The 23,099-nt window shown below is 71.7% G+C and carries 19 protein-coding genes; 5 read left to right on the top strand and 14 right to left on the bottom strand.

The genetic code is table 11. The features are described from left to right. Positions 1–230 precede the first annotated feature (230 nt). The 4 genes from ACRWK8_RS16420 to valS all read right to left on the bottom strand — a co-directional run bounded on the left by ACRWK8_RS16420 (position 231) and on the right by valS (position 5,086). Positions 231–971 carry a PIG-L deacetylase family protein gene (locus ACRWK8_RS16420; RefSeq protein WP_378739500.1) on the bottom strand — a complete coding sequence of 247 codons (741 nt, stop codon included), beginning with the start codon at positions 969–971 and terminating at the stop codon, positions 231–233. Between the two features lie 65 nt (positions 972–1,036). Further along, positions 1,037–1,861: a DUF3710 domain-containing protein gene (locus ACRWK8_RS16415; RefSeq protein ID WP_431871301.1), complete on the bottom strand. Its 825-nt coding sequence runs from the start codon at positions 1,859–1,861 to the stop codon at positions 1,037–1,039. A 60-nt stretch (positions 1,862–1,921) separates the two neighbouring features. Then, entirely contained in the window at positions 1,922–2,398 is a 477-nt protein-coding gene (gene dut, locus ACRWK8_RS16410) for a dUTP diphosphatase (RefSeq protein ID WP_431871299.1), read from the bottom strand. 114 nt (positions 2,399–2,512) lie between these two features. Continuing rightward, positions 2,513–5,086, bottom strand: a complete 2,574-nt coding sequence (gene valS / locus ACRWK8_RS16405) for a valine--tRNA ligase (RefSeq protein ID WP_378739491.1) — start codon at positions 5,084–5,086, stop codon at positions 2,513–2,515. 186 nt (positions 5,087–5,272) lie between these two features. Here valS and ACRWK8_RS16400 point away from each other — a divergent pair, with 186 nt between their 5' ends. Next, positions 5,273–5,548 carry a DUF4235 domain-containing protein gene (locus ACRWK8_RS16400; protein WP_378739488.1) on the top strand — a complete coding sequence of 92 codons (276 nt, stop codon included), beginning with the start codon at positions 5,273–5,275 and terminating at the stop codon, positions 5,546–5,548. A gap of 186 nt (positions 5,549–5,734) precedes the next feature. Here ACRWK8_RS16400 and ACRWK8_RS16395 read toward each other — a convergent pair whose 3' ends face one another. The 3 genes from ACRWK8_RS16395 to ACRWK8_RS16385 form a co-directional block, all read right to left on the bottom strand. Then, the gene (locus ACRWK8_RS16395) at positions 5,735–6,031 is read right to left on the bottom strand and encodes a DUF4193 domain-containing protein (protein WP_013153901.1); all 297 of its coding nucleotides are present in this window, start codon (positions 6,029–6,031) and stop codon (positions 5,735–5,737) included. A 458-nt stretch (positions 6,032–6,489) separates the two neighbouring features. After that, complete coding sequence (locus ACRWK8_RS16390; protein WP_378739485.1) at positions 6,490–7,761, bottom strand: sensor histidine kinase; 1,272 nt, start codon at positions 7,759–7,761, stop codon at positions 6,490–6,492. Beyond that, complete coding sequence (locus tag ACRWK8_RS16385) at positions 7,758–8,411, bottom strand: response regulator transcription factor (protein ID WP_378739483.1); 654 nt, start codon at positions 8,409–8,411, stop codon at positions 7,758–7,760. Before ACRWK8_RS16385 ends, ACRWK8_RS16390 begins: the two co-directional genes overlap by 4 nt. Before the next feature lie 690 nt (positions 8,412–9,101). Between ACRWK8_RS16385 and ACRWK8_RS16380 the strand changes: the two genes are divergently transcribed. Beyond that, entirely contained in the window at positions 9,102–9,266 is a 165-nt protein-coding gene (locus ACRWK8_RS16380) for a hypothetical protein (protein WP_378739480.1), read from the top strand. A gap of 147 nt (positions 9,267–9,413) precedes the next feature. On the opposite strand, the gene ACRWK8_RS16375 is transcribed toward ACRWK8_RS16380, so the two are convergent. From ACRWK8_RS16375 to ACRWK8_RS16365, 3 genes are all read right to left on the bottom strand, one after another. Continuing rightward, a complete protein-coding gene (locus ACRWK8_RS16375; RefSeq protein ID WP_431871295.1) occupies positions 9,414–10,226 on the bottom strand; it encodes an inositol monophosphatase family protein in 813 nt (270 codons plus the stop codon). A 204-nt stretch (positions 10,227–10,430) separates the two neighbouring features. Continuing rightward, the gene (locus tag ACRWK8_RS16370) at positions 10,431–12,473 is read right to left on the bottom strand and encodes a S9 family peptidase (protein WP_378739475.1); all 2,043 of its coding nucleotides are present in this window, start codon (positions 12,471–12,473) and stop codon (positions 10,431–10,433) included. Positions 12,474–12,598: 125 nt separating this feature from the next. After that, positions 12,599–13,258 (bottom strand): GntR family transcriptional regulator, encoded by a 660-nt coding sequence (locus ACRWK8_RS16365; protein ID WP_378739473.1) that lies wholly within the window; start codon positions 13,256–13,258, stop codon positions 12,599–12,601. A gap of 164 nt (positions 13,259–13,422) precedes the next feature. On the opposite strand from ACRWK8_RS16365, the gene ACRWK8_RS16360 reads away from it, so the two are divergent. Next, on the top strand, positions 13,423–14,271 hold the full coding sequence (locus ACRWK8_RS16360; RefSeq protein ID WP_431871292.1) for an isocitrate lyase/PEP mutase family protein: 849 nt from the start codon (positions 13,423–13,425) through the stop codon (positions 14,269–14,271). An 81-nt stretch (positions 14,272–14,352) separates the two neighbouring features. On the opposite strand, the gene ACRWK8_RS16355 is transcribed toward ACRWK8_RS16360, so the two are convergent. Then, positions 14,353–15,384 (bottom strand): ferrochelatase, encoded by a 1,032-nt coding sequence (locus ACRWK8_RS16355; protein WP_378739468.1) that lies wholly within the window; start codon positions 15,382–15,384, stop codon positions 14,353–14,355. A gap of 131 nt (positions 15,385–15,515) precedes the next feature. On the opposite strand from ACRWK8_RS16355, the gene ACRWK8_RS16350 reads away from it, so the two are divergent. After that, on the top strand, positions 15,516–16,814 hold the full coding sequence (locus ACRWK8_RS16350; RefSeq protein ID WP_431871290.1) for a D-arabinono-1,4-lactone oxidase: 1,299 nt from the start codon (positions 15,516–15,518) through the stop codon (positions 16,812–16,814). A 116-nt stretch (positions 16,815–16,930) separates the two neighbouring features. Here ACRWK8_RS16350 and ACRWK8_RS16345 read toward each other — a convergent pair whose 3' ends face one another. Next, positions 16,931–18,073 carry a hypothetical protein gene (locus ACRWK8_RS16345; RefSeq protein ID WP_431871288.1) on the bottom strand — a complete coding sequence of 381 codons (1,143 nt, stop codon included), beginning with the start codon at positions 18,071–18,073 and terminating at the stop codon, positions 16,931–16,933. A 566-nt stretch (positions 18,074–18,639) separates the two neighbouring features. Here ACRWK8_RS16345 and sepH point away from each other — a divergent pair. Then, on the top strand, positions 18,640–20,076 hold the full coding sequence (gene sepH / locus ACRWK8_RS16340; protein WP_378739461.1) for a septation protein SepH: 1,437 nt from the start codon (positions 18,640–18,642) through the stop codon (positions 20,074–20,076). Positions 20,077–20,147: 71 nt separating this feature from the next. On the opposite strand, the gene ACRWK8_RS16335 is transcribed toward sepH, so the two are convergent. Both ACRWK8_RS16335 and ACRWK8_RS16330 read right to left on the bottom strand, forming a co-directional pair. Next, positions 20,148–21,629: a PH domain-containing protein gene (locus ACRWK8_RS16335; protein WP_378739459.1), complete on the bottom strand. Its 1,482-nt coding sequence runs from the start codon at positions 21,627–21,629 to the stop codon at positions 20,148–20,150. 794 nt (positions 21,630–22,423) lie between these two features. Beyond that, entirely contained in the window at positions 22,424–23,005 is a 582-nt protein-coding gene (locus tag ACRWK8_RS16330) for a PH domain-containing protein (protein ID WP_378739457.1), read from the bottom strand. Between the last annotated feature and the right edge of the window lie 94 nt (positions 23,006–23,099).

Raw genomic sequence — 23,099 nt, 5'->3', positions numbered from 1 at the left:
CAGGCCCCGGTGTCGACCGGGCGCCTCGCCTGGCCGCACCGTATCGCCAGGTCCGGGGTGGCCCCGCGCCGGGTCCCCTCGCCGGGCCTCCACGAGTCCGCGAAGCACCTACGGAGTCCGCGAAGCACCGACGCGTCCAGCAGACCGCGCCCGGATCCGGGTCCGGGTCCGGGTCCGGCGAACACGGGTTCCCGGACGGTGCGGTCTCAGCGGGGGCGCGTCCGCCCGGGTCAGGTCTCGAAGACCTCGAACGAGGTGGCCAGCGGTACCCCGGCCCACGCACCGGAGCGCACGGCGCCCTCTCTCAGGAAGGTGCGCTGGTCGAAGCCGTCCAGGTTGGCCAGGTACACCTCGTGCGCATCCAGGGAGGCGATTCCGGCGGCCAGGTCGTCCTCGCCCAGTTCGACGAAGTGGGTGGCCTCCGGGGCGGCGCCGAAGGCCACGAACCGCACGCCCCGCCAGGGCTCCAGCCCCTCCGCGAGCTGCTCGGTGAACACCCACCGGTTGTCGGCGTCGCGGACCGCGTCCAGCAGGGCGGGGCCCAGCACCCGGTGGTCGGCGTGGTTGAACCCGCTTCCCCCGGCGAAGTGCTCACGGAAGTTGAGGGAGATGATCACGTCGGGCCGGTGCCTGCGGATCGCCCCGGCCAGGGCCCGGCGCAACGGCAGACCGTACTCCAGCGTGCCGTCCGGGAAGTCCAGGAACTCCACGGTGGACGCGCCGACGGCCGCCGCCGAGGCACGCTGCTCGGCCATCCGCAGGGGCGCGCAGGCCGCCGGGTCCAGGGAGTCGATACCGGCCTCGCCCTGGGTCACCAGCAGCTCAACGACCTCCTTGCCGCGCACGGTCCACCGGTGGATCGCCGAGGAGACACCGAACTCCAGGTCGTCCGGGTGGGCCACCACCGCCAGCGCCCGTCCCCAGTCCTCGGGAAGCGGCCGGGGAGCGCTGTTCTTCGTTGTCTGAGCCATACGGCCCACACTACGGAACGGCGCACCCCCGGACACGGTTGTCCACAGGCCGATCGCGCGAGGGCTCAGGAACCGGTGGGCGGTCCGCTCGCCGATCCGTTGGGGGAACTGCCCGCGTTGCCGTGCTGGGCCGCCTGCTGGGCGGACCGCTGCTGCGCGGCGGCCGCCATCTGCTCCTGGATCTTCTTGGGCACCGTGATCTGCAACAGCTCGTTCGGCGGCACCGGCTGCTCGCCGCGCACCACCACGATGTTGGCGAAGACCTGCTCGATCTCGGACATCACCTCGGGCTTGCTGGCGCCCTCGCCCCGGATCACGCCGCGCAGCACCCAGCGCGGACCGTCCACACCGATGAAGCGCACCCGCTGGCCGAGCTGCCTGCCGTCCTCGGTCTTCTTTCCCTTGATGGGGATGACCGCCTGGAGCTCGGGGCCGAAGGTGCCGTCGTGGTCCTCCGCCTTGCCGCCCTGCTTGGTGACCTGCTCGCGCAGCTCCTCACGCATCTCGTCCCACAGCCCGGACGACTTCGGCGCGGCGAAGGGCTGCACCTGGAGCGCGGTCTTGCCGCGCACCAGGGTGACCCCGATGATCTTCTGCTTGTTCTGCTTGTCCTGGGCGACGTTCACCTGGATCTCGGTGCCCTGCTCCATCGGCAGGAGCATGCTGCCCAGGTCCATCCGATCAGCCTCGGGGGCGTCCTCGGTGGAGTCCCACGGCCCGGTCCGCCGGTACTGGTCGGCGTCCTTGGCGGGCTGCTCGGAGGCGCGCACCGGCTCGATCTCGTTGTCGAAGGAGACCGCGCCCGCGGCGCCCCGCCGCTGCGGCTGGGCCTCCGTCTCCGCAGCTCTCTCGGTCTCTTTGTCCCGCTTCTTGCGGCGGCGTCCAAACACGCCTTCACCTCTCCGCTTCTTCCGTAGGTCCCGGGATCACACCGGGGAGTCAGGGGACGTTCACCGCTGCGCGGCGTGGCCCCCGGTCGAACCGAAACCACCCGCACCGCGCACCGAGTCGGGGAGCGCGTCCGCCTCGACGAACTCCGCCCGCTCCACGCGCTGGATCACCATCTGCGCGATCCGGTCGCCGCGCGCGATCGTGACCGGGGTGTCGGTGTCGGTGTTGAGCAGGGTCACCCTGATCTCCCCCCGGTACCCGGCGTCGACGGTTCCCGGGGCGTTGACGACCGTGACCCCGTGCCGGGCGGCCAGCCCGGACCTGGGGTGCACGAAGGCCGCGAAGCCGTCGGGCAGGGCGATGGCCAGACCGGTGGGGACGGTGGCGCGGTGTCCGGGGTCGAGCCGGACGTCGACGGCGGCGTACAGGTCCGCGCCCGCGTCACCCGGGTGGGCGTACGTGGGCAGCGGGAGGCCGGGGTCCAGGCGACGGACCGTGATGGTCAACGGACCGGCTTCCAGGGATGAGGTACTCACATTCGCCGAGCCTATCGCTCCCGGGGCTCTGCCTTGGTGTCCAGCGTGCCGGAACGACGGGGGCGGGCCCGAATCGTGTTCGGACCCGCCCCGGGGTGTCGTCGCCGGTGTCGGCTACTCGGTGGTCTCGGCCAGGGTCACCTCGACGCTGAGCTCACCGTCGTCGGTGGTCTCGAAGTCGATCCCGGCCGCGCGACCGGCGGCGGCGATGTCGCCGGAGGCAGCGCGGGCGGACTCCGCCTGCTTGCCGGAGACGCGGACGAGGTCGACCTCGGCGCGCATCGACAGCTTGGCCTCCGACTTGGCCTTGCGGACCGCGCGCAGCACCTCGGCGGTGGCGGCCAGGACGGCCGGGTCGCCACCGGCGGCCGCGTCGCGGTACTCGGCGGCGTCGGGCCAGCTCTGGGCGTGCACCGAGCCCTCCTGCCACCAGCTCCAGACCTCGTCGGTGACGAAGGGGACGAAGGGGGCGAACAGTCGGTGCAGGGCACCCAGGGCGATGAGCAGAGCGGCGCGGGCGGAGGCACCCTCGGTGGACCCGGTGTCGTAGGCGCGGGTCTTGACGAGCTCCAGGTAGTCGTCGCAGAAGTCCCAGAAGAAGCGTTCGGTCCGCTCCAGGGCCCGGGTGTGGTCGTAGGAGCGGAAGGCCGTCGTGGCCTCCTCCACCACGTCGGCCAGCGCGGCCAGCATGGCCCGGTCCAGGGGTTCGGTGACCTGGGCCGGGTCGGTGGTGGCGTGCTCACCGGCGACCGACATGACGAACTTGCTGGCGTTGAGGATCTTGATGGAGAGTCGGCGGCCGACCTTCATCTGGCCCTCGTCCAGGGCGGTGTCGGTGCCCAGGCGACCGCTGGCCGCCCAGTACCGGACCGCGTCGGAGCTGTACTTCTCCAGCAGGGCCACCGGAGTGACGACGTTGCCCTTGGACTTGGACATCTTCTTGCGGTCCGGGTCCAGGATCCAGCCGGAGATGCCGGTGGTGTTCCAGGGCAGGCTGCCGTTCTCGAAGTGGGCGCGGACCACGGTGGAGAACAGCCAGGTGCGGATGATGTCCTGGCCCTGCGGGCGGAAGTCCATCGGGAAGACCCGCTCGAACAGGTCCTGGTCGCGTTCCCAGCCGGAGGCGATCTGCGGGGAGAGCGAGGAGGTCGCCCAGGTGTCCATGACGTCCGGGTCGCCCATGAACCCGTTGGCCCGACCGCGCTGCTCCTCGGTGTACCCGGCGGGCGTCTGGGAGCTGGGGTCGACGGGCAGCTGGTCCTCGGAGGGCAGCAGCGGAGCGTCGTAGTCCGGGTTGCCGTCCGCGTCCAGCGGATACCAGACCGGGAACGGGACGCCGAAGAAGCGCTGGCGGCTGATCAGCCAGTCGCCGTTGAGGCCCTCGACCCAGTTCTCGTAGCGCTGGCGCATGTGCTCGGGGTGCCAGGTGAGCTCACGGCCGCGCTCGATCAGCTGGGCGCGCACCTCCTCGTCCCGGCCTCCGTTGCGGATGTACCACTGGCGGGTGGTGACGATCTCGAGGGGCTTGTCGCCCTTCTCGTAGAACTTGACCGGGTGGGTGATGGGCTTGGGGTCTCCGACGAGGTCGCCGCTCTCCCTGAGCAGTTCGACGGTGCGCTCGCGCGCGGTGTGGACCGTGGCCCCGGCGAGCCTGGCGTAGGCCTCGCGTGCGGCGTCGGACTCGATGCCCTTGGGCGGGTCCGCGATGACGCGGCCGTCCCAGCCGATGATGGGACGGGTCTCCAGCTGGAGCTCCCGCCACCAGGTGACGTCGGTGGTGTCACCGAAGGTGCAGATCATCGCGATGCCGGACCCCTTCTCGGGGTCGGCGAGGTGGTGCGCCCGCACCGGGACCTCGACCCCGAAGACCGGGGTGGTCACGGTGGTGCCGAACAGGTCCGCGTACCGCTCGTCGTCGGGGTGGGCGACCAGGGCGACACAGGCGGCCAGCAGCTCGGGGCGGGTGGTCTCGATGTGGACCGGGGTGCCGTCCGGCTTGTGGAAGGCGACCTTGTGGTAGGCGCTGGGACGCTCGCGGTCCTCCAGCTCCGCCTGGGCGACGGCCGTGCGGAAGGTGACGTCCCACAGGGTGGGCGCCTCCGACATGTAGGCCTCACCCCGGGCCAGGTTGCGCAGGAAGGCGCGCTGGGCGGCGGCACGGGAGTTGTCGTCGATGGTGGCGTAGGTGTGCCGCCAGTCGACGCTCAGGCCCAGACGGCGCCAGATGGCCTCGAAGACCTTCTCGTCCTCGACCGTGAGGATGTCGCACAGTTCGATGAAGTTGCGGCGGGAGATGGGGATCTGCCGCTTGGGGTCGGGCTTCTGCGGCGGCTGGAAGTCCGGGTCGTAGGGGACCGAGGGGTCACAGCGGACACCGTAGTAGTTCTGCACGCGGCGTTCGGTGGGCAGGCCGTTGTCGTCCCAGCCCATCGGGTAGAAGACGGCCTTGCCGTTCATCCGCTGGAAGCGCGCGACGGTGTCGGTGTGCGTGTAGGAGAACACGTGCCCGATGTGCAGCGAACCCGAGACCGTGGGCGGCGGCGTGTCGATCGAGTAGACGTCCTCGCGGCCGCGGGTCCGGTCGAAGTGGTAGACGCCGGACTCATCCCATACGTCCACCCACTTCGCCTCGATACCGTCCAGCGAAGGCTTGTCGGGCATGCGGAAGGAATGAGAGCGGTTGGTCATGCGGGCAATATTAGCCCTCCGCGCGCCCTGGTCGCTCCCGCTTTCCCGTCCCTGGCAGGGACGACGGGACGGCCGCGGCGGTGGCCACCGCTGCGGCGGGAGGGCCCAGCGTGAAAGGATTCCCCCAGCGGACGTCGCGCGTCCGCGCGCACCATCGTACGCACTAGGGAACGGTGAACGATTCACATGGCAAAGAAGGACGGTGAGGTCGCGCCGGTCATCATCGGCATGGTCGCGGGTTTCGCGGCCGAGTTCGTCACACGCAAGGCCCTGACCTTCGCGTGGACGCGCGCCACCGGTGAGGAGCCGCCCACGGACCTGGAGTCCCCGGACGTCAGCCTCGGGCGTGCCCTCAGCTGGGCCGTGGTGGCGGGTGTGGGCGTCGAGGTGGCCAGAGTGCTGGCCGTCCGCGCCGCCCGCAAGCAGATGGTGGGCTCCGGCGGGCGGGACCTGGAGGTCTGAGCCCCGCCCGGCCGGGCATCTCGCGACGACGGTGGACGGCCCACCACATGGGTCCAACCCACGTGCGGTCGGCCGTCCACCGTCGTTCTGCGAGCCACCGTCCGACGGTCGAGCGGTCCTGGGCCCGTACTCCTCAGCGTCCTCGGATACCGTGGAGTGTCGTTCCAGGAACCGTCGCCGTCAGTGTCAGGCGCACTCCTTGCAGACCAGCTGACCGGCGCGCTGCTCTGCGAGCTGACTGCGGTGGTGCACCAGGAAGCAGCGCGAGCAGGTGAACTCGTCGGCCTGACGGGGAAGCACGCGCACGGCGAGCTCCTCGCCGGACAGGTCGGCGCCCGGCAGTTCCATGCCCTCGGCCACCTCGTCGGGGTCGACGTCGATGGTACCGGTGCCCTTGTCCACGCGCCGCGCCTGCAGCTCCTGGAGGCTGTCCTCGTTGATGTCCTCGTCAGTCTTGCGCGGGCTGTCGTAGTCGGTCGCCATCTCTGCTAACTCCATCCCCCTCGTTTAGTGCCTCGTCGCGCGGGTGTAACGCTTGAGAGACCTTAGTTGTGCCCGAATCGGCCGACGAGTTTTCCGGTGTCGTCCGACCGTGCCCCCTCCCGGGTCACAGTCCACAGGTCAGCAGCACTTCGACGGGATCGTGACCGGAGGCGGCCAAGGTTGAGTGGCCCCTCACGGGTCGTTCCCTGCGGTACTACCCGACACCGGGTGTCTCGTAGACCCGAAAACACGCTTGCGCCCACATGCCGGACCAGCCTGGAGCACTCCCCCGAGTACGGGCGAAAACCCAGACATGCCCACGTCAGGAGGGATTCCCTCCGTGTCCACGCCCGGGGAAGCATACCCACCGCAGGTCGACACTCGTGACAGGGGTGGGCGTGTCTTCGGACACGTATAGATACCACGAAGCGCAGCGGTACGCAGCTTGGCCCCCACCCCTAGCGACGTTCGGTGTTCTCCGTCCCGTTACCCGAAGGCACGGGCAGGCACACCGTGACGACCAGACCGCCGCCCGCGCGCGGCCACGCGGTCACCACGCCCGCGTGCGCGCGTACCACCGAACGGACGATGGACAGGCCCAGACCGGCGCTGCGCCCCGAACCCACCCGGTCGCCGGAACCGCGACGGAAGGGTTCGAACAGGCCCTCGATCTCGTAGGCGGGGATGACCTTGCCCGAGTTCTCCACCTGGACGGCGGGCATCCCCTCGTACATGCCGCTGCGGACCGTGATCTCGCCTTCGTCGACGTTGTACTTGAGGGCGTTCTCGACCAGGTTGGCCACGAGGCGTTCCAGCAGCACGGGGTCCCCGACCACCGGGGCGGGGCGCAGGTCCTGGCGCAGCGAGAGCCCTGACTCGTCGATGGAGCCGGAGAGCTGGCTGAGGACGGTCCCGGCGACCTCGCTCAGGTCGACCCTGGCCTTGGACTCCAGCTCTCGGTCGCTCTTGGCGAGGAACAGCAGGCCGTCGATGAGGCGTTCGTGTCGGGCGTTGGTCTCCAGGAGGGTCTGTCCGACGGTCTTGAGGTCCGGTGAGACGTCCGGGGCGCTCAGCGCCACCTCCAGGAGGGTGCGGTTGATCGCCAGGGGCGTACGCAGCTCGTGGGAGGCGTTGGCGACGAACCGGCGCTGCCCGTCGAAGGCCCGGTCGAGGCGTTCCAGCATGCCGTCGAAGGTGTCCGCGAGCTCGCGGATCTCGTCGTCGGGCCCGGACAGGGCGATGCGCTCGTGCAGGGAGCGTTCGGAGAGCCTGCGGGCGATGCGGGTGATCTTCTGGAGGGGGGAGAGCGCGCGGCCCGCCACGGCGTATCCCAGGGCCACGGCGAGCAGGCCCACGAGGAACAGGGCGAGCAGGGAGAACCGGGTGACGTGGGTGAGGACCTGCTCGATGTAGTGGCTGTTCTCGATCAGCTCCGCCGGGCTCTCCTCGGCCAGGAGCGCGTTGAGCAGGACCGCGACGACCAGGTAGTTGACCAGGACCAGCAGGGAGCCCGCCGCGAAGAACAGCATCCCGTAGATGAGTGTGAGGCGGGCGCGCAGGCTGAGGTTGTCGGTGAAGCGGTGGACCGTGGCGTGCACGGTCGTGTGAGCGGAGGAGCGTTCGGCGCCGTCCCCGCTCGGGGCGACGGAGTTCAGGCTGCGCCAGGTCCCGGTGTCTCCGGGACGCGTGGGTTCGACCTGTCCGGGTTCCGGCCGCTCCCCCGGTCTCACAACCGGTACCCCGCCCCCGGGACGGTCTGGATGACGGGTGGGTCACCGAGTTTCTTGCGCAGGGTCATGACGGTGACCCGCACGACGTTGGTGAACGGGTCGGCGTTCTCGTCCCAGGCCTTCTCCAGCAGGCCTTCGGCGCTGACCACGGTTCCCTGGGCGCGCATGAGCACCTGGAGGACGGCGAACTCCTTGGGGGTGAGCGAGACCTCCCGGCCGTCGCGGTGCACCAGGTGGTTGGCCGGGTCCAGGCTGATGCCGCCCCGCTCCAGCACCGGCGGCAGCGGGGGCGCGGAGCGCCGTCCCAGCGCGTGCACGCGGGCGATGAGTTCGGCGAAGGCGAAGGGTTTGGCCAGGTAGTCGTCGGCTCCGAGGGTGAGCCCCTCGACCTTGTCCTCGACACCGTCGGAGGCGGTCAGCATCAGGATGCGGCCGTTGTAGCTGTCGGTGACCAGGGAGCGCGCGACGTCGTCTCCGTGCGTGCCGGGGAGGTCACGGTCCAGGACGACCACGTCGTAGTCGTTGACCGAGGTGTACTCCAGGGCGGTGTCGCCGTCGTAGACGACGTCCACGGCCATGGACTCCCTTCGCAGTCCGACCGCGACGGCGTCGGCCAGGACCCGTTCGTCTTCGACCACGAGTACGCGCAAGGTAGTCCTTCTGGAGCTTCGGTGTCGGGAAACAAAAAGGGGGCCGCTGCCGGCGCATCCCCCAACACACCGGCAGCGGCGTTCTTGGTCCCGGCCGCGTCAACCGTTCTTTCACAGTGGAGGTAAGGAGACGGTAAACCCTCGGGTTTCCTCGGTCCCCTCGCCCCCGTGTGGCACGGGCGCTGGGCCGGGAGCCTCGCGGCTCCCCCTGCTGTGCACGGGGCGGCCGCCGCCGGCGAATCCCCCAACCGTCGGCGACGGCTCAACCCCGCACATCTCAAATCTGACACATCAAGAATAAGAAACAAGTAAGCACAAGGCCTGCTCGGGAAATGTGTCTTGTGACACTCTTTGTCGCGGCTTGACCGGGAGCGGCACGGGCCCGCGGCCGCTCTCGGACGTCCGCCGCCGCGCCCCGCCCGAGGAGCGCACTTCCATCTTACGGAAACATCCCCTCGTCCGCCGGGGAATCACGGATCCGTCACACGCGGGGGGTGGGGGTTTGACCTGGATCACAGTGCGGTAGAGGTAGGAGACGCGCGCGTGGACACCGGGCACCGCCCCGGACCGCGACGGGCACGCATGTCACAGGGTCGTGACGTCTTCGATTCGTGCGCACGCGCAGGCGTGCGCATACGGATTACGCCGGGGCACCACCCTGCCCCGGTGCCTACCCCTGGAAGAGGTGCAATGGGCGAGTTCATGGCGGAGATCAAGGTCCGTATCAACGAGACCTACCGGTCGCTCGAATCGGCGAGGGACGCCGGGGACGAGTTCCTCGCCGACACCCATGCGTCGGAGCTGGAGGATCTCTACCGCATCGCGGCCCGCAACGGCGTCGACGCCCACTCCTGAACGGAGCGGCGGACGTCGCCCCCGCCCCAGAGGGGGCCGGGGCAGGCTACGTCGGGGCGGGGCGCGCCACCTCCTCGTGAGGGGTCGCGACCCCGTCTCCCCCGCGCCCCGGATGCCACCGGCACCCGGGGCGTTCCCGTGTCCGGGTCAGCCGTCGGTGTCGGCACCGAGCGGCGCCAGGAGGGCGTCCAGCCGCTCGTAGAGGCCGGGGCGGGCGGCGATCACCAGGTCGTTGCTGGGCGGCCCCCCGTGCGCTCCGCCCACACGCAGACCGGCCTCGCTCGCGACCAGCCCGGGCGCGGCCCAGTCCCACAGGTGGAGTCCGCGTTCGTAGTAGGCGTTGTAGCGCCCGGTGGCCAGGCCGGTGATGTCGACCGCCGCGGAGCCGACCCGGCGGATGTCGCGGATGTACGGGATCACCTCGGTGAGCACCCTGGCCTGCTGGAGGCGGCGTTCGGGGAGGTAGCCGAAGCCCGTGGCGACCAGCGCCCGGTCCAGCGGAACCGCCTCGGGGGCACGCAGCTCGCGGCCGTCGAGCCGGGACCCGCCGCCCAGGACGGCGTCGAACATCTGCCCGTGCACGGGGAGGTGGACGGCGGCGGCGACGACCACGCCGTCGATCTCCGCCGCGACGGCGACGCCCCAGTCCGGGCTCCCGTACAGGTAGTTGACGGTGCCGTCGATGGGGTCGACGACCCAGCGCACGCCGCTGGTCCCCTCTACTCCTCCGCCCTCCTCACCGAGGACCGCGTCCTGCGGTCGGGCCTCGAGCAACCGGTCCCGGACCAGGTCCTCGGTGGCGCGGTCCATCTCGGTGACGACGTCGGTGGGGCTGGACTTGGTGTCCAGGACGGTGATGCCCTCCTGCCCCTTGGCCGCGAGCTCTCCGGCCTCGGCCGCGACAGCGACGGCCAGGTCCCGCAGCTTCTCCGGATCGTGGGGGGACTGGATGGTGGTCACGGGTGCCCTTCCGCTCGTGGCCCCCGGGTCCGTCGTGCCCGGAGCGTCCGCACCCGAACTCTATGCGGCGCCCCCGCACCCGCCGGAGACGGCGGGTGCGGGGGCCGTGAACGACGAGGGAGGGCCCCGCCCGGTGTGAGCGGGGCCCTCCCGGGGGCCGCGTCCGTGCGGCTCGGGCGCCGGGAGTGTGTCCCCCCGGGCCGCCTAGAGCAGCTCGGGTCTGATCCACTCCTTGCCGTGGACGTGGTGGTCCAGGAACGCGAAGATCGTCTCGTACCAGACCTGCGCGTTGCCCGGGGTGAGGATCCAGTGGTTCTCGTCCGGGAAGTACAGGAACTTGGCGTCGACCTCGTGCAGGAGGAGGTCGCGCCACAGGCGCAGCCCCTCACCGATCGGCACCCGGTAGTCCTTGTCACCGTGGATGACCAGCATCGGCGTACGAATCCTGTCCGCGTGCAGGTGCGGCGAGTTCAGCTGGTAGCGCTCCGGCTGGGCGAGCGGCGTGCCGAACTCGCTCTCCCAGACCGGCGGGTAGTCGGTGGTACCGCTGAACCCGTCCAGCTGCCACAGGGAGGCGTGCGAGACGATCGCCTTGAACCGGTCGGTGTGCCCGGCGATCCAGTTGGCCATGTACCCGCCGAACGAGCCGCCCATCATGGCGGTGCGCTCGGCATCGATGTCCTCACGGGCCTCGGCGGCGTCGGTGATGGCCATGACGTCGGCGTGCGTGCGCGGGCCCCACTGGCCCCACGCGCGCCGGAGCATGTCCTGGCCGTATCCGGTGGACAGCGCGGGGTCCGGGAGCAGGACCGCGTAGCCGCGGGCCGCCAGGATCCACGGGTTCCAGCGCCAGGACCAGCCGTTGAAGCTCATGTAGGGGCCGCCGTGCACCCACAGCATGAGCGGGGCGGGCGACTCGGCGGAGGCCTCCTCGGGCAGCACCAGCCAGGAACGGATGCGGGTGCCGTCGTCGGCGGTGGTCTCGATCTCGGTGAGGGTGCCCGGCATGGTCAACTCGGAGCCGGGGGTGCGCAGGTACGCGGGCTGGCCGTCGGTCGCGGCCGCGTCCAGGCGGACCGGGGTGGGCGGGGCGTCCCAGGCGTCGCGGAGGGCGAAGACGTGGCGTCCGTCCGGGGACGGGTTCAGGGCGCTGTAGGCGCCGTGGTCGCCGGTGATCCGGGTGAGTTCTCCGGTGGCCGCGTCCAGGCGGAAGACCGGGCGTCGACCGTTCTGGTCCGCGACGAGGAAGACGGTGCGGGAGTCGGCCGACCAGGCGTAGTCCCGGGGCCAGAGCTCGTGTTCGGGCAGCAGGTCGCGGCCCTCGCCGGTGGCGAGGTCGGTGATCCACAGGGTGGCGTCGCGGGGCTCGCCGTCGTAGGTGCCCTCGGTGCTGGCATGCGTCAGGACCCGGGTACCGTCCGGCGAGACCAGGGGGCCGCCGAACTCGTACTCCGAGTCGGGGCCGCCGGCGACGGTGCGGCGCTCGCCGGAGGCCGTGTCGATGGCGACGACCTCGTCCCGACGGGCACCGCCCGAGGTGGGCACGGACCAGCCGGTGAGCAGAGTGGAGCCGTCCGGGGTCAGTTCGGGTGCGGAGCCGAGCAGGGACAGCCCGGCGTCGGAGGTGAGGTCGCGGGGCTCACCGAGGCGGGCGTCGTCGTCCTCGGGCGGGGTGGCCGTGAAGACGCGGGGGTGGTCGGGGCCGATGTCGCTGTCCCAGGAGCGGACCGGGAGCGCCTCGTGGAGGATCGCGGTGATCCCGGCCTCCTCACGGGCCTTCCTGGCCTCGGCGTCGGCTTCGGCGTCCTCGGAGCGGGGCAGGAGGTTGCTGCTGAAGGCGACCAGTCCGGAGTCACGGGCGACGGTGAAGGCGCCGACGCCGCCGGGCCGAGAGGCGACCTGGCGGGCCTCGCCGCCGTTGGCGGGCAGCAGCCACAGCGCCGACCTGGGCTTGTCCTCGGCCTTCGCCTCGGGGTCGACCCTGCCGGTGGTGAAGAGCACCGAGCCGTCGGGGAGGAACTCGACGTTGGACTCGCCCTTGGTGGAGCGGGTCAGGCGTCGGGGTGCGCTCCCGCCCTCGGACTCGGGGGCGACGTCGATCTCCCACAGGGCGCTGCGGAAGGACTTGGCGTCAGGGGCGATGTCGCTGACGGGTGCGACGAGGCGGGTGCCGTCCGGGGACAGGCGCAGCCCGTTCACGCGACGCAGGCGGACGTATTCTGGAAGTTCATACCAGGAACGAACCAAGACAGTTACTCCCGAAAAGGTCGACTTGTGGTCTGAGCCGACCCTACCGTTCCCGGTGACCTGAATCACCCCACTTCAGAGGTGGTCAACATTGTTGACGGAGGGGCCTCTGGGAGTCGGGTTCCTCAGGAGGCCGCCTCCGCTCCACCGCCCATGACGCCCAGGATGTGGCGCAGGCTGTTGTTCACGTGATCAGACGCGGCCCGCGCCGCTCCCTCTTCGTCGCCCTCGCTCACGGCCGCGCAGATCAGGGCGTGCTCGCGGGCGCTGAGCGCCATGCGGGCGGGGGTGCGGCGGGCGATCCGGCGCAGCCGCCGCAGGTGTTGGCGGACGGACGTGAGGGCGTCCGCCAGGTAGGGATTGGCCGCGCCCTCGGAGACCTCGGCGTCCAGGCGCTCGGTCAGGGCGTAGTAGTCGGCGTCGTCGGCATCCGAGCCGTCCTCGAACCGGGAGCACCACTCCAGGAACCGCCGCTCCAGCTCGGCGAACACGGAACGCTCCTCGGCGCGTGCGCACAGCCGGACCGCGTGGGTCTCCAGCGCCTCGCGCATCTGGAAGTGGTGCACGACGTCCCGGAGGGCGATCTCGGTGACGAAGGCGCCCCGGCCCGGACTGATCCGCACCAGGCCGTCACGGGTGAGTCGGTGCAGCGCCTCACGCAGGGGTGTCCTGGACACCCCGAGGCGTTCCGCCAGACGGGTCTCGTTCAGGTGTGTGCCCGGGGGAAGCTCCCATTCCACAATCTCCTCGCGCAGCCGTCCGTACACCAGATCGCCCTGTCCCACCCCGTGCTCCTCCCGGGTCCGCGCCGGAGCTCCGGCACCGTTCGACCACGCCTCTTGACATCGTCCCTCCTGCCGGGCCAAGCTCTCACCAGATTGTATACAAGCTGTATCCAGGGTCTGCGCCGACCGGCCACGGCCCTGGACACGAGGAGAGGGGCCCGGGAATGAGGGCGACCACACGGCTGCGCGCACTGGTCGAGGGGGGCGGCACCCACGTCGCTCCGGGGGTGTTCGACGGGCTGACCGCCCGGCTGGCCGAACGGAGCGGGGCCGGGCTGGTCTACGCCAGCGGCGGCGCGATCGCCCGGGGCCACGGGGTGCCGGACATCGGCCTGCTGGGGGTGACCGAGGTCGCCGACCGCCTGGCCCAGATCACGGCGGTGACGTCGCTCCCGGTCATCGCCGACGCCGACACCGGGTTCGGCAACGCCGTGAACGCGGTCCGCACGGTGGGGCTGTTCGAGCGGGCGGGTGTCGCCGGGCTGCACCTGGAGGACCAGACCTTCCCCAAGCGGTGCGGTCACCTGGACGACAAGTCGCTGGTCCCCACCGCCGAGATGGTGGGCAAGCTGCGTGCGGTGCTGGACGCACGGACCGACCCCGACCTGGTCGTGATCGCCCGCACGGACGCCATCGCCTCGGAGGGGGTGGACGCCGCGTTGGAGCGTGCGCGCGCCTACCGGGAGGCCGGAGCCGACGTCATCTTCGTCGAGGCCCCCGAGAGCGTGGAACAGATCGAGCTGATCGCCCGGGAGGTGCCCGGGCCCAAGCTCATCAACATGTTCCACGGCGGGAAGACCCCGGTGGTGCCCCGGGAGCGCCTGGCGGAGCTGGGATACCGCCTCGTCATCATCCCCTCCGATCTCCAGCGGGCGGTGATCAGGGCCTGTGAGGACGTCCTGGCGGCGATCGTCCGCGACGGTGACAGCTCGGCCGTCGCGGACTCGCTCGCGTCGTTCGCCGAGCGCGAGGAGATCGTCCGGACCACGGACTACCTCGCGCTCGGAACCTGAGCCCCGTCCCCCACCGGTGCGGGGCGCACCGGCCCGGGGGCGGTCCGGGCTACCGGCCCCCGTGGGTCGGCGCCAGGGGGGTCAGCGCTGGCGGCAGCACTGTCCGCCGCTCTCGGCACAGTGCGGCAGGGAGGCCAGCCGCCGCTCGTCGGTGCGACCGGTGTACTCGCGCACCAGCTCGGTCACCATCGACACGAACGCGGGGTGCGTGCCGGGGCTGAGCGCCCGTTCGTAACCGATTCCCAGCTTCGCGGCGGTGTCGCGGGCCTCCACGTCGAGGTCGAACTTGACCTCCATGTGGTCGGAGACGAACCCGTGCGGGACGACCACCACGGCGGGGACGCCGTCGGCGGCCAGCTCCTCCATCCGGTCGTTGACGTCCGGCTCCAGCCACGGCTGGCTCGGCGGGCCGCTCCGGCTCTGGTAGACGAGCTCGTAGGGGTAGGCGCGGTCCAGGCGTTCCACCACCAGGCGGGCCACCTCGGCCAGCTGGGCCCCGTAGGCGCCCGTCTCGCCGTAGCCCTGGTCCGGACCACCGCTGGCCTCGGCCATCGCGGTGGGGATGGAGTGCGCGGAGAACAGCAGGCGCACCCCGGCGCGCTGGTCCTCGGGGAGCCGTTCCAGGCACTCCTGGGTGTACTGCGCCAGGGGCTCGACGAAACCGGGGTGGTCGTAGAACGGGCGGATCAGGTCGACCTCGGGGGCGCCCTCACCGAGCGCGGCGAGGGCGCGCTCGATGTCCTCGTGGTAGGCGGTCCGGCTGGACCAGTTGCAGTAGGCGGAGGTGGGCAGCGCCAGCACACGGCGCACACCGTCCTCCCGCATCCGCTCCAGGGTGTCGGTGAGCATCGGCTCCCAGAACCGGTTGCCCCAGTAGATCGGCAGGTCGATGCCGTTGGATTCGAAGTCGGCGGTGACCGCGGCGAGCAGGTCCCGGCACTGCTGGTTGATCGGGCTCACACCACCGAAGAGGAAGTAGTGCTCACCGACCTCCGCCAACCGTTCGCGGGGGATGTTGCGTCCGCGGGTGACGTTCTCCAGGAACGGGATGACCTCGTCCTCGCCCTCCGGGCCACCGAAGGAGATCAGCAGAAACGCGTCGTAAGGCCTCATGCACCTCATGAAACCAGCTCCCCGCGACCTCCTCGATCCGCCCCGGCCCGAGTGAGGGGACTTTCCCGCCGTCCGTGACCAGGGACACTCCTGGTCTGTTCACGGAAGTGACCGATGGGTAATGTCGCCGCATGACTGATGTGTTGTGGCACACCTGGGCCGGCACCCACCAGGCCCGCCCGCGCCGAACGGCGACCCCCGACAGCACCCAGGACGTCGTCTCCGCCGTCACCTCGGCGGCCGAGCAGGACCTGCGCGTCCGCATGGTCGGCACCGGACACTCCTTCACGGACGTGGCCATCACCGACGGCCTGCTCCTGGCCCCCACCGCACTGACCCGCGTACGGTCGATCGACGTCGAGGCCGGGACCGCCACGGTCGAGGCGGGAACGCCCCTGTGCGACTTCAACGACGCGCTGGCCTCGGCGGGTGTGGCCCTGGCCAACATGGGTGACATCGCGGTGCAGACCGCGGCCGGCGCCGTGCAGACCGGAACGCACGGCACGGGCCGCGACGCGGGCGGCCTCGCCAGCCAGGTCGTGGGGCTGGAGATGGTGCTGGCCGACGGCTCCGTGGTCGAGTGCTCGGCCGAACACGACCCCGACCTCTTCCACGCGGCCAGGGTCGGCCTCGGGGCGTTCGGTGTGGTGACGGCGCTGACCTTCGCGGTGCGTCCCGCCTTCCTCCTGCACGCCCGGGAGGCACCCATGCCCCTGGACGAGGTGCTGGAACGGCTCCCCGAACTGCGCGCGGAGAACGACCACTTCGAGTTCTTCTGGTTCCCCCACACCGGGAACACCAACACCAAGCGCAACAACGTCTCCGAAGGCCCGGCCGCACCGCTCTCCGCGTTCAAGGGCTGGCTGGACGACGCCTTCCTGTCCAACACCGTCTTCGACCGGGTCAACCGGGTGTGCCGCCGCTTCCCCTCGACGGTCCCCACGGTGAACCAGATCAGCTCGCGCGCCCTGTCCGCGCGGACCTACACCGACGTCTCGCACCGCGTGTTCGCCTCGGTGCGGGACGTGCGCTTCGTGGAGATGGAGTACGCGATCCCGGCGGAGCACCTGGTGGACGTCCTGCGGGAGGCCAGGGCGATCGTGGACCGGGGCGACCACAGGGTGAGCTTCCCGGTGGAGGTGCGCTTCGCCCCCGCCGACGACGTGTGGCTGTCCACCGCCCACGGGCGCGAGACCGCCTACGTGGCCGTGCACATGTACCAGGGGACGCCCTACGCGTCGTACTTCTCCGACATGGAGGCGGTGTTCACCTCCGTGGGCGGGCGTCCGCACTGGGGCAAGATGCACACCCGCGACCGCGCCTACCTGGAGGGCGTGTACCCGCGCCTGGGCGACGCGTTGGCGGTGCGGGACCGGGTGGATCCGCACCGGCGGTTCGGCAACGCCTACCTGGACACGGTGTTCGGGTAGCGGGCGCCGGTACGAGGAAGCCCCCGCCGGAGGACCGGCGGGGGCTTCGACGTGGTCGGGCGTTCGTCCGGCGGGCGTGACGCCGACGCGCGGAGCGAGCCTCGGGAGGCGCCCGCCTACCCGACGGGGGTCGTGGCGGGCTCCGGGGCGGGATCACCCTCGGGCTGGGGCCGCGTCCCCGGGTCGGGGACCCCTCCGCCGCCCGGGTCCACGGGTTCTCCCCCGTCCACCGGGGGTTCGGTCGGGTCGGGCTGGCCTCCCCCGCCGGGCGTCTCCGGACCGGTCTCGACCGGGGGCGTCCCGGTCTCGGGGCCGACCGGCTGCTCCTCCGGCTCGGGCCGCTGGGTTCCGGTGCCCTCCTCGCCGGCGGGCTGGTCCCCGCCGTCGGTCGCGGGCGTCTCGACGGGCTCCTCCTCGTCCTGCACCTGTGAGGAGTGACCGCCGAACAGCGAGGGCGAGGTGGGCTCGTCCTGACCCTGGGTCCAGGCGGTGAGCGATCGTCCGGTGGCCAGCTCGAAGGCCAGGATCACCAGCATGACCAGGGTGAACACCGCGGCGGCCGAGATGACCGCGGTACGCCAGCCTCGTTTGGGGCCCTCGGAGCCGGCTTCGTCGTCCGTGTCGGCGCGGGTGGGACCGGAGGCGCGTGTGGAGCCACCGTCCACGGCGGGGAGGAGTTCGGTCGCGTCCGCCCCGGAGGGACCACCCACCAGGGTGGGGTCCTCGGGGTTGCCGAATCCGTGCGCGACGGTCTGGCCCGGCAGGTCGCGACCGACCGTCGGCATGGCCATGGTCCGGGTGGCGTCGTCGTCCTCGGGGAGGTCGAACGGTTCGGAGACCCCCGTGCCCGTGTCGAAGCCCATGCTCACGAACCCGGCCTGCTCGAACGCGGCCGTCTCGGGCGCGTTCAGGGGTTCGTCGGCGCGGGCCTCGGCCTCGGTGTCGACCAGGGAGCGCACGGAGGTGTGGTGGGCGGCCTTCCTCTCCGCCTTCCCCGCGAGTCCCTTGGCCTGCTCGCCGCTGCGGGTGATCCAGTGCTGGATGATCGGCGCGGCGCTGGTGCTCAGCACGGCCATGACGCCCGTGCCGATGACGGTCCCGTAGACGTTCAGGTAGGAGGCGGCGGTGGCCGCGGTCAGCGTCGCGACCCCGGCTCCGGCGACCTGGGCGACGCTCAGGTCGATCCGCCGTTTCCTGCCCTTCTCCTCTTCCGGACCCTCCCCTCGTGCCTCGAACTCGTCCTCGTCGGGTCTTGGCATCGTGCCCTCCCCCCTCTGTCGGCCGCGGTCGGCGCGGCGGGGCACTTGGTCGTGGGACGGGTGTGTGGCGGGGCGGACACACCCACAAACCCCAAACTTCGCAAACAGCCCATAAGTGGAAACTTCACCTTACGGGCGACTGGACGCTGATAACGCCATGAGATTGGAATGATCACTGTGTGGCATCCAACGGCGTGTCGAGTTGCGAACGACGCGTCCCGTCATGTTCGGACCGGTCCGAGATCTGAGTTTCCCCCAGGCCTGGGGGGATTCGAGGCGCCCGAGATACCATCACGGCGGAGCCTTCGTGCGGGATCCGCGACATTCCCCCACGATCGCTCCCGGTCACGGAAGGTTCACCGTGTCAAGATTGGCACCGGAAGTGACCATAAGAGCCCCGAACCCGGGGCGGCTCCCACCGTGGTGTCCACCACGGGCCGGGAGGCGGGCACAGTTCGGACATGCCGGGCGCGGTACTGGCCGAACCGTTGTCGGCCGACCAGACTTGGAGAACGTGGGGGAAGGTCCGCCGGACCGACCCTCGACGGGACGCGAAAGGGAGGGCGATGCACGAGCTTCGCCTCGTGGCCGTGAGCGAGGACGGCACCTACCTGGTGCTCGCCAGCACCGGCCGTGGCACCCGATTCATGCTGCCCGTCGACGACCGCCTCCGGGCCGCGGTACGCGGCCAGTTCTCCCGGCTCGGCCAGTACGAGATCGAAGTGGAGAATCCGTTGCGCCCCAAGGAAATCCAGGCCCGCATCCGGTCCGGCGAGACCGCGGAGGCCATCTCCGAGATCTCCGGGATCCCCATCGAACGGGTGCGCTGGTTCGAGGGACCCGTCCTCCAGGAGCGCGGGTACATCGCCCAGCAGGCCCAGCGCGCCACCGTGCGCTCCCACGGCGAGACCGGCCCCGGCCCCTCGCTGGAGGACGTGGTCGCCAAGCGGATCGGCGCCCACCAACTGGAGACCGGCGACGCCGAGTGGGACTCGTGGAAGCGGGAGGACCGCTCCTGGCAGCTGAAGCTGGTCTTCCTGCACGGTGGCGACGAGCGGGTCGCCCACTGGCTCTACGAGCCCAGACACAACAGTGTGACGCCCGCCGACGAGGAGGCCGCCCGGTTCTCCTCCAACGAACCCCCGGAGGCCGCACCGGCGCCCGGGGCCAACGTCACGCCGTTCACACCGCGCCGTGGAGAGACCACCGACCTGCCCCGCCTGGACGCGCAGTCCGCCGCCGAGCGACGCCCCGACCACGTCGCCCCGCGCCGCCTGTCACCCGCGCAGGACACGCCGTTGGACGAACCCCTGCGCCCCGTGGCCCGTCAGACCGAGACCGACCAGTTCGGGGTCCCGATCCGCGAGGAGCGTCGCCGCCCGGCGCCGTCCCGGCAGGAAGCCGAGCCCCGACGCGCCTTCGAGGCCCCCGGGGACCGGTTCGCGGGCCAGCGGAACGAGATGCCGCCCGCCGCGCCCCCGCCGGAGGCCCCGCGACACGCCGCGCACCGCGCCGAACCGGCCCCGCGCCGGTACGCCGAGCCGGTCGAGCCGCCGCCCGCGCGGCCCGAGCCCCAGTGGTACGAGCAGCGCCCCGAGCCCCGGGGTCCGGTCTTCGAGGAGAGCGCCTCCGCGATCCACGAGGCTCCGACCCGCCCCGAACCGCTCAGGCACGAGGTGCCCCACGAGCACCGTCAGCGACCGGAGCCCCCCGCGGCACCGGACTGGCTGGACGCCCGGCCCGCACCGGTGCCCCAGCCCGAGCCCACGGAGGCCCCGGTCGAGGACGCGCAGCAGCGACCGCGCCGTCGCCGGGCCACCATCGACCTCAACGACAAGGGCACGCCGCGCCGCGCCGCCGACCAGGCGCCCACGGCCCCGGCGGTCCCGGCCGCCTCCACCGGAGCTCCGGCCGGTGGAGCGGCCAAGCGCAAGGGGCGGGGGCGTCGGGCCTCGGTGCCCTCGTGGGACGAGATCATGTTCGGCTCCAAGAAGAACGAGTGAGCGCACCCGGCGCGGGAGCCGGGGCACGACGGTGAGGGGCGGTCGCACGAGGCGACCGCCCCTCACCGCGTTCACTGCGGTGGAGCGTTCCCGGTTCCGGGCGCCTCCTCCAGGAAGGGCCGCACCATCTCGGGGGTGATCCGCGCCGCGAAGCCCACGGAGTCGTCGAACGCGGCGTCCTGGGCGGTGTAGCCGCCCGCGCCCGCGCCCACCGTGACCTGGAGACTGGCCAGTGAGGAACGGCGCTGGAAGAGCGTCTGGGTCCAGGACCACCCGATCACCGCCGACCGCTCCACCGTCGCCTGCGAGCGGGACAGGGAGCCCGAACGCACGCTGACCCGTTCGCCGTCGTAGCCGTGCCCGAGCGAGCGGTAGCGGTCGATCCCGAGGGGTACGCCCAGCACGGCCAGGATCCCGGCACCCGCCGCCAACCAGGTGACGTCGAAGTACGCCGCCACCCCCGCCACCACCGCGAAGGGCACGACGGCGCGGGTCAGACGCCGGAACAGCGCGGCGCGGGGATGCCGGACCAGCCGCCCCCGGAACAGGGTCAGCGCCCGGTCCACCACCGGCTCCACCGTCGACCTCGGACCGACCGGGAGCAGCACGGCGCGGGTGGCCGCGTCGCCCAGTCCGGTGACGATGGCACGCAGCCCCACCACGCCGCGCGTGCGTTCGAGGGGGTTGTCCTGGAGCTCGTACCCCCGGATCCGCCGCTTCTCCAGCGTGACGCTGCGCCGGGTGAACAGGCCGCGCTCGGCGACCAGCGAGCCGTCGCGGTCCCGCAGGGAGAAGCCCCAGTGGGTGAGAGCGTAGGAGACCACCGCGAACACCGGCATCAGCAGCACCAGCACGCCCGCGAACACCGCCGCGAACACCACCAGGAGGGCGCGGTCCGTGGTGGTCACCCAGTCGATGAAGAAGTCGGTGACCATCTGGCCCGCCGCCTGCTGCACCATGCCGAACAGCGTCGCCACGACGACGAACGGCGTGACCAGGTAGCCCAGGCTGAGCGCCCCGTACAGGTACCACTTCCAGGGCATGGTGAAGTGCGTGACAGTGTCGTCGGTCCCCTGATCAGGGTCGCCCGGGCTCACTGCGCCGTCGGCGTCGCCCTCCTCCGCCGCGCTCCCCTGCTCGGTGAGCACCGCCCTGCGGTGCAGCAGGACGCGGCGCAGCCGCTCGGCCTCCACGGCGGAGACCGCGTCGAGTTTGCCGTCCTCGGTCGCGCCGGCCGAACCGGCGGCGGCCTCGATCCGGACCACGGCCACGCCCAGCACCCGGTGCAGCAGGGTGCTGGTGACGTCCACCCCCCGCACGCGTTCCAGCGGGATCGTGCGGCGGGAGCGCCGGATCAGGCCCCTGCTGATCTCGACCCGGTCCTCACCCACCTCGTAGCGGAAGGTCCGCCAGGTGACGTACCCGCCGACGAGGAGGACGACGATGCCCATGCCGGTGGCGCCGAGCAGCCAGGGGTTGAAGCCGCCGAGCACCAGTCCGACGAGGACCGGCAGGAGGAGGCTCCTGAGCTGGTTGATGGGTCCGACCACCATGCTGCGCGGGCTGAGTCGCTGTGCGCTCTCCGCCCCGAACCCCGTCGAGGGGCCGTCCCCGGGGGGCTCGCCCCACCAGGATCGGGCCGCCCCTTCGGGCCCGGGGGGCGCGGGATGCCACGGAGCACCCTGCGGGTACGGCTGGTTCCGGGGCGCGGGTGGTCCGCCGGGCCTCCAGCCTCCGCCGCCGGGATCGCCCTGCGGGGGTCCCGGTACGCCAGCGGACGGGCCGACCGGGCCCGGTGGTCGAGCGGACGGCGGCCACGGCCCCTGGTGGCTCGGGGGTCGAGGGTGGTGTCCGGGCCAGGGGGGCGGTCCGGGGTGCCGCGCGGGTCCCGGAACGGGCCGGTGCTCCCAGGGGCCGGTGTTCGGCCCGGACCCGGGGTCGGGGTGCCCGGAAGTCCCGGTGGAGTTCTCGGACCAGGTGTGAGGGCCCGGAACGGGTGGACTACCAGGACCGGGTGGCGTACCGGGGCCAGATCCCGGGGTGGGGTACGCGGACCTGGCGGAACCGTCGGACCAGGTGTGAGGACGCGGACCGGACGGGGCGCCAGAACCAGGCGAGGTACCGGGACCGGATCCCGGGGTGGGGTACCCGGAGGCCCCGAAGCTGTTACCGGACCAGGTGTGAGGACCCGGAACGGGCGGAGTGCCGGGACCAGGGGTGGTCGGCCCGGCGGGCGTACTGCCCGGGGCGACCCAGGGCGGCGGCGCCTGCCCGGGATCCGGCGCGGAGGCGTCCGTGCCCGGCTCGTCCGGCCCGTGCTCGTCGTGACGTCCTTGCTGTTCGTCCATCAGGTCGCGTCGTCCCGGAGGGTTCCGGCGCGCACGGCCAGCTCCTCGCTGAGCCTGCGCGCCTCGTCGGCGTCCAGCCCCTCGATGGTCGAGGAACCGGCGTAGGAAGCGGTCTGCACCTGAAGGGTGGCCACGTCGAAGATCCGCTCCAGCCACCCCTGTGTGTGGTCCACGGTCTGGAGCCGGTTGACCGGAACCAGCTGCCAGGCGCGGCTGATCCACCCCTCACGGGTGTAGATGACGTCGGCGGTCACCTCCCAGCGGTGCACCCGGTACCGCCAGGACGGGACGATCGCGATCTTGGCCACCGCGTACACGGAGTACGCCACCGGCAGCGCCCAGGCGTTCCGCGAGGCCCACTCCGGGATCCAGCTCCAGGGCGCCGAGCTCGCGGCCCAGGCCACCAGGCTCAACAGGATCAGGTTGAGGACCGCGCCGAAGAGCAACCGGAGTGTCCACACTCCGATCGCCCGCCCGCTCACCCTGCGCGACGGCGGCCGCAGCCGTGCGGTCCCGGCCGGTCCGGGCGGATCGGGAAACGGTCCCGAGGCGGGAATGGCGTCGTGGGGCGGGGTGTTCATCACGTGCACGAGTCTAGGACGTCCCGCCCGGAGCAGGACGGGCGCCAATGATGTCAGGGCGGGGCGAACCATGCTGTCAGCGTTCTGTCAGTGC

The sequence above is a fragment of the Nocardiopsis eucommiae genome, from assembly GCF_965344335.1.
Classification (GTDB): Bacteria; Actinomycetota; Actinomycetes; order Streptosporangiales; family Streptosporangiaceae; genus Nocardiopsis; species Nocardiopsis eucommiae.
The sequence above is the reverse complement of the archived record's forward strand: the minus strand, read 5'-3'. Positions and strand labels throughout refer to the sequence as shown.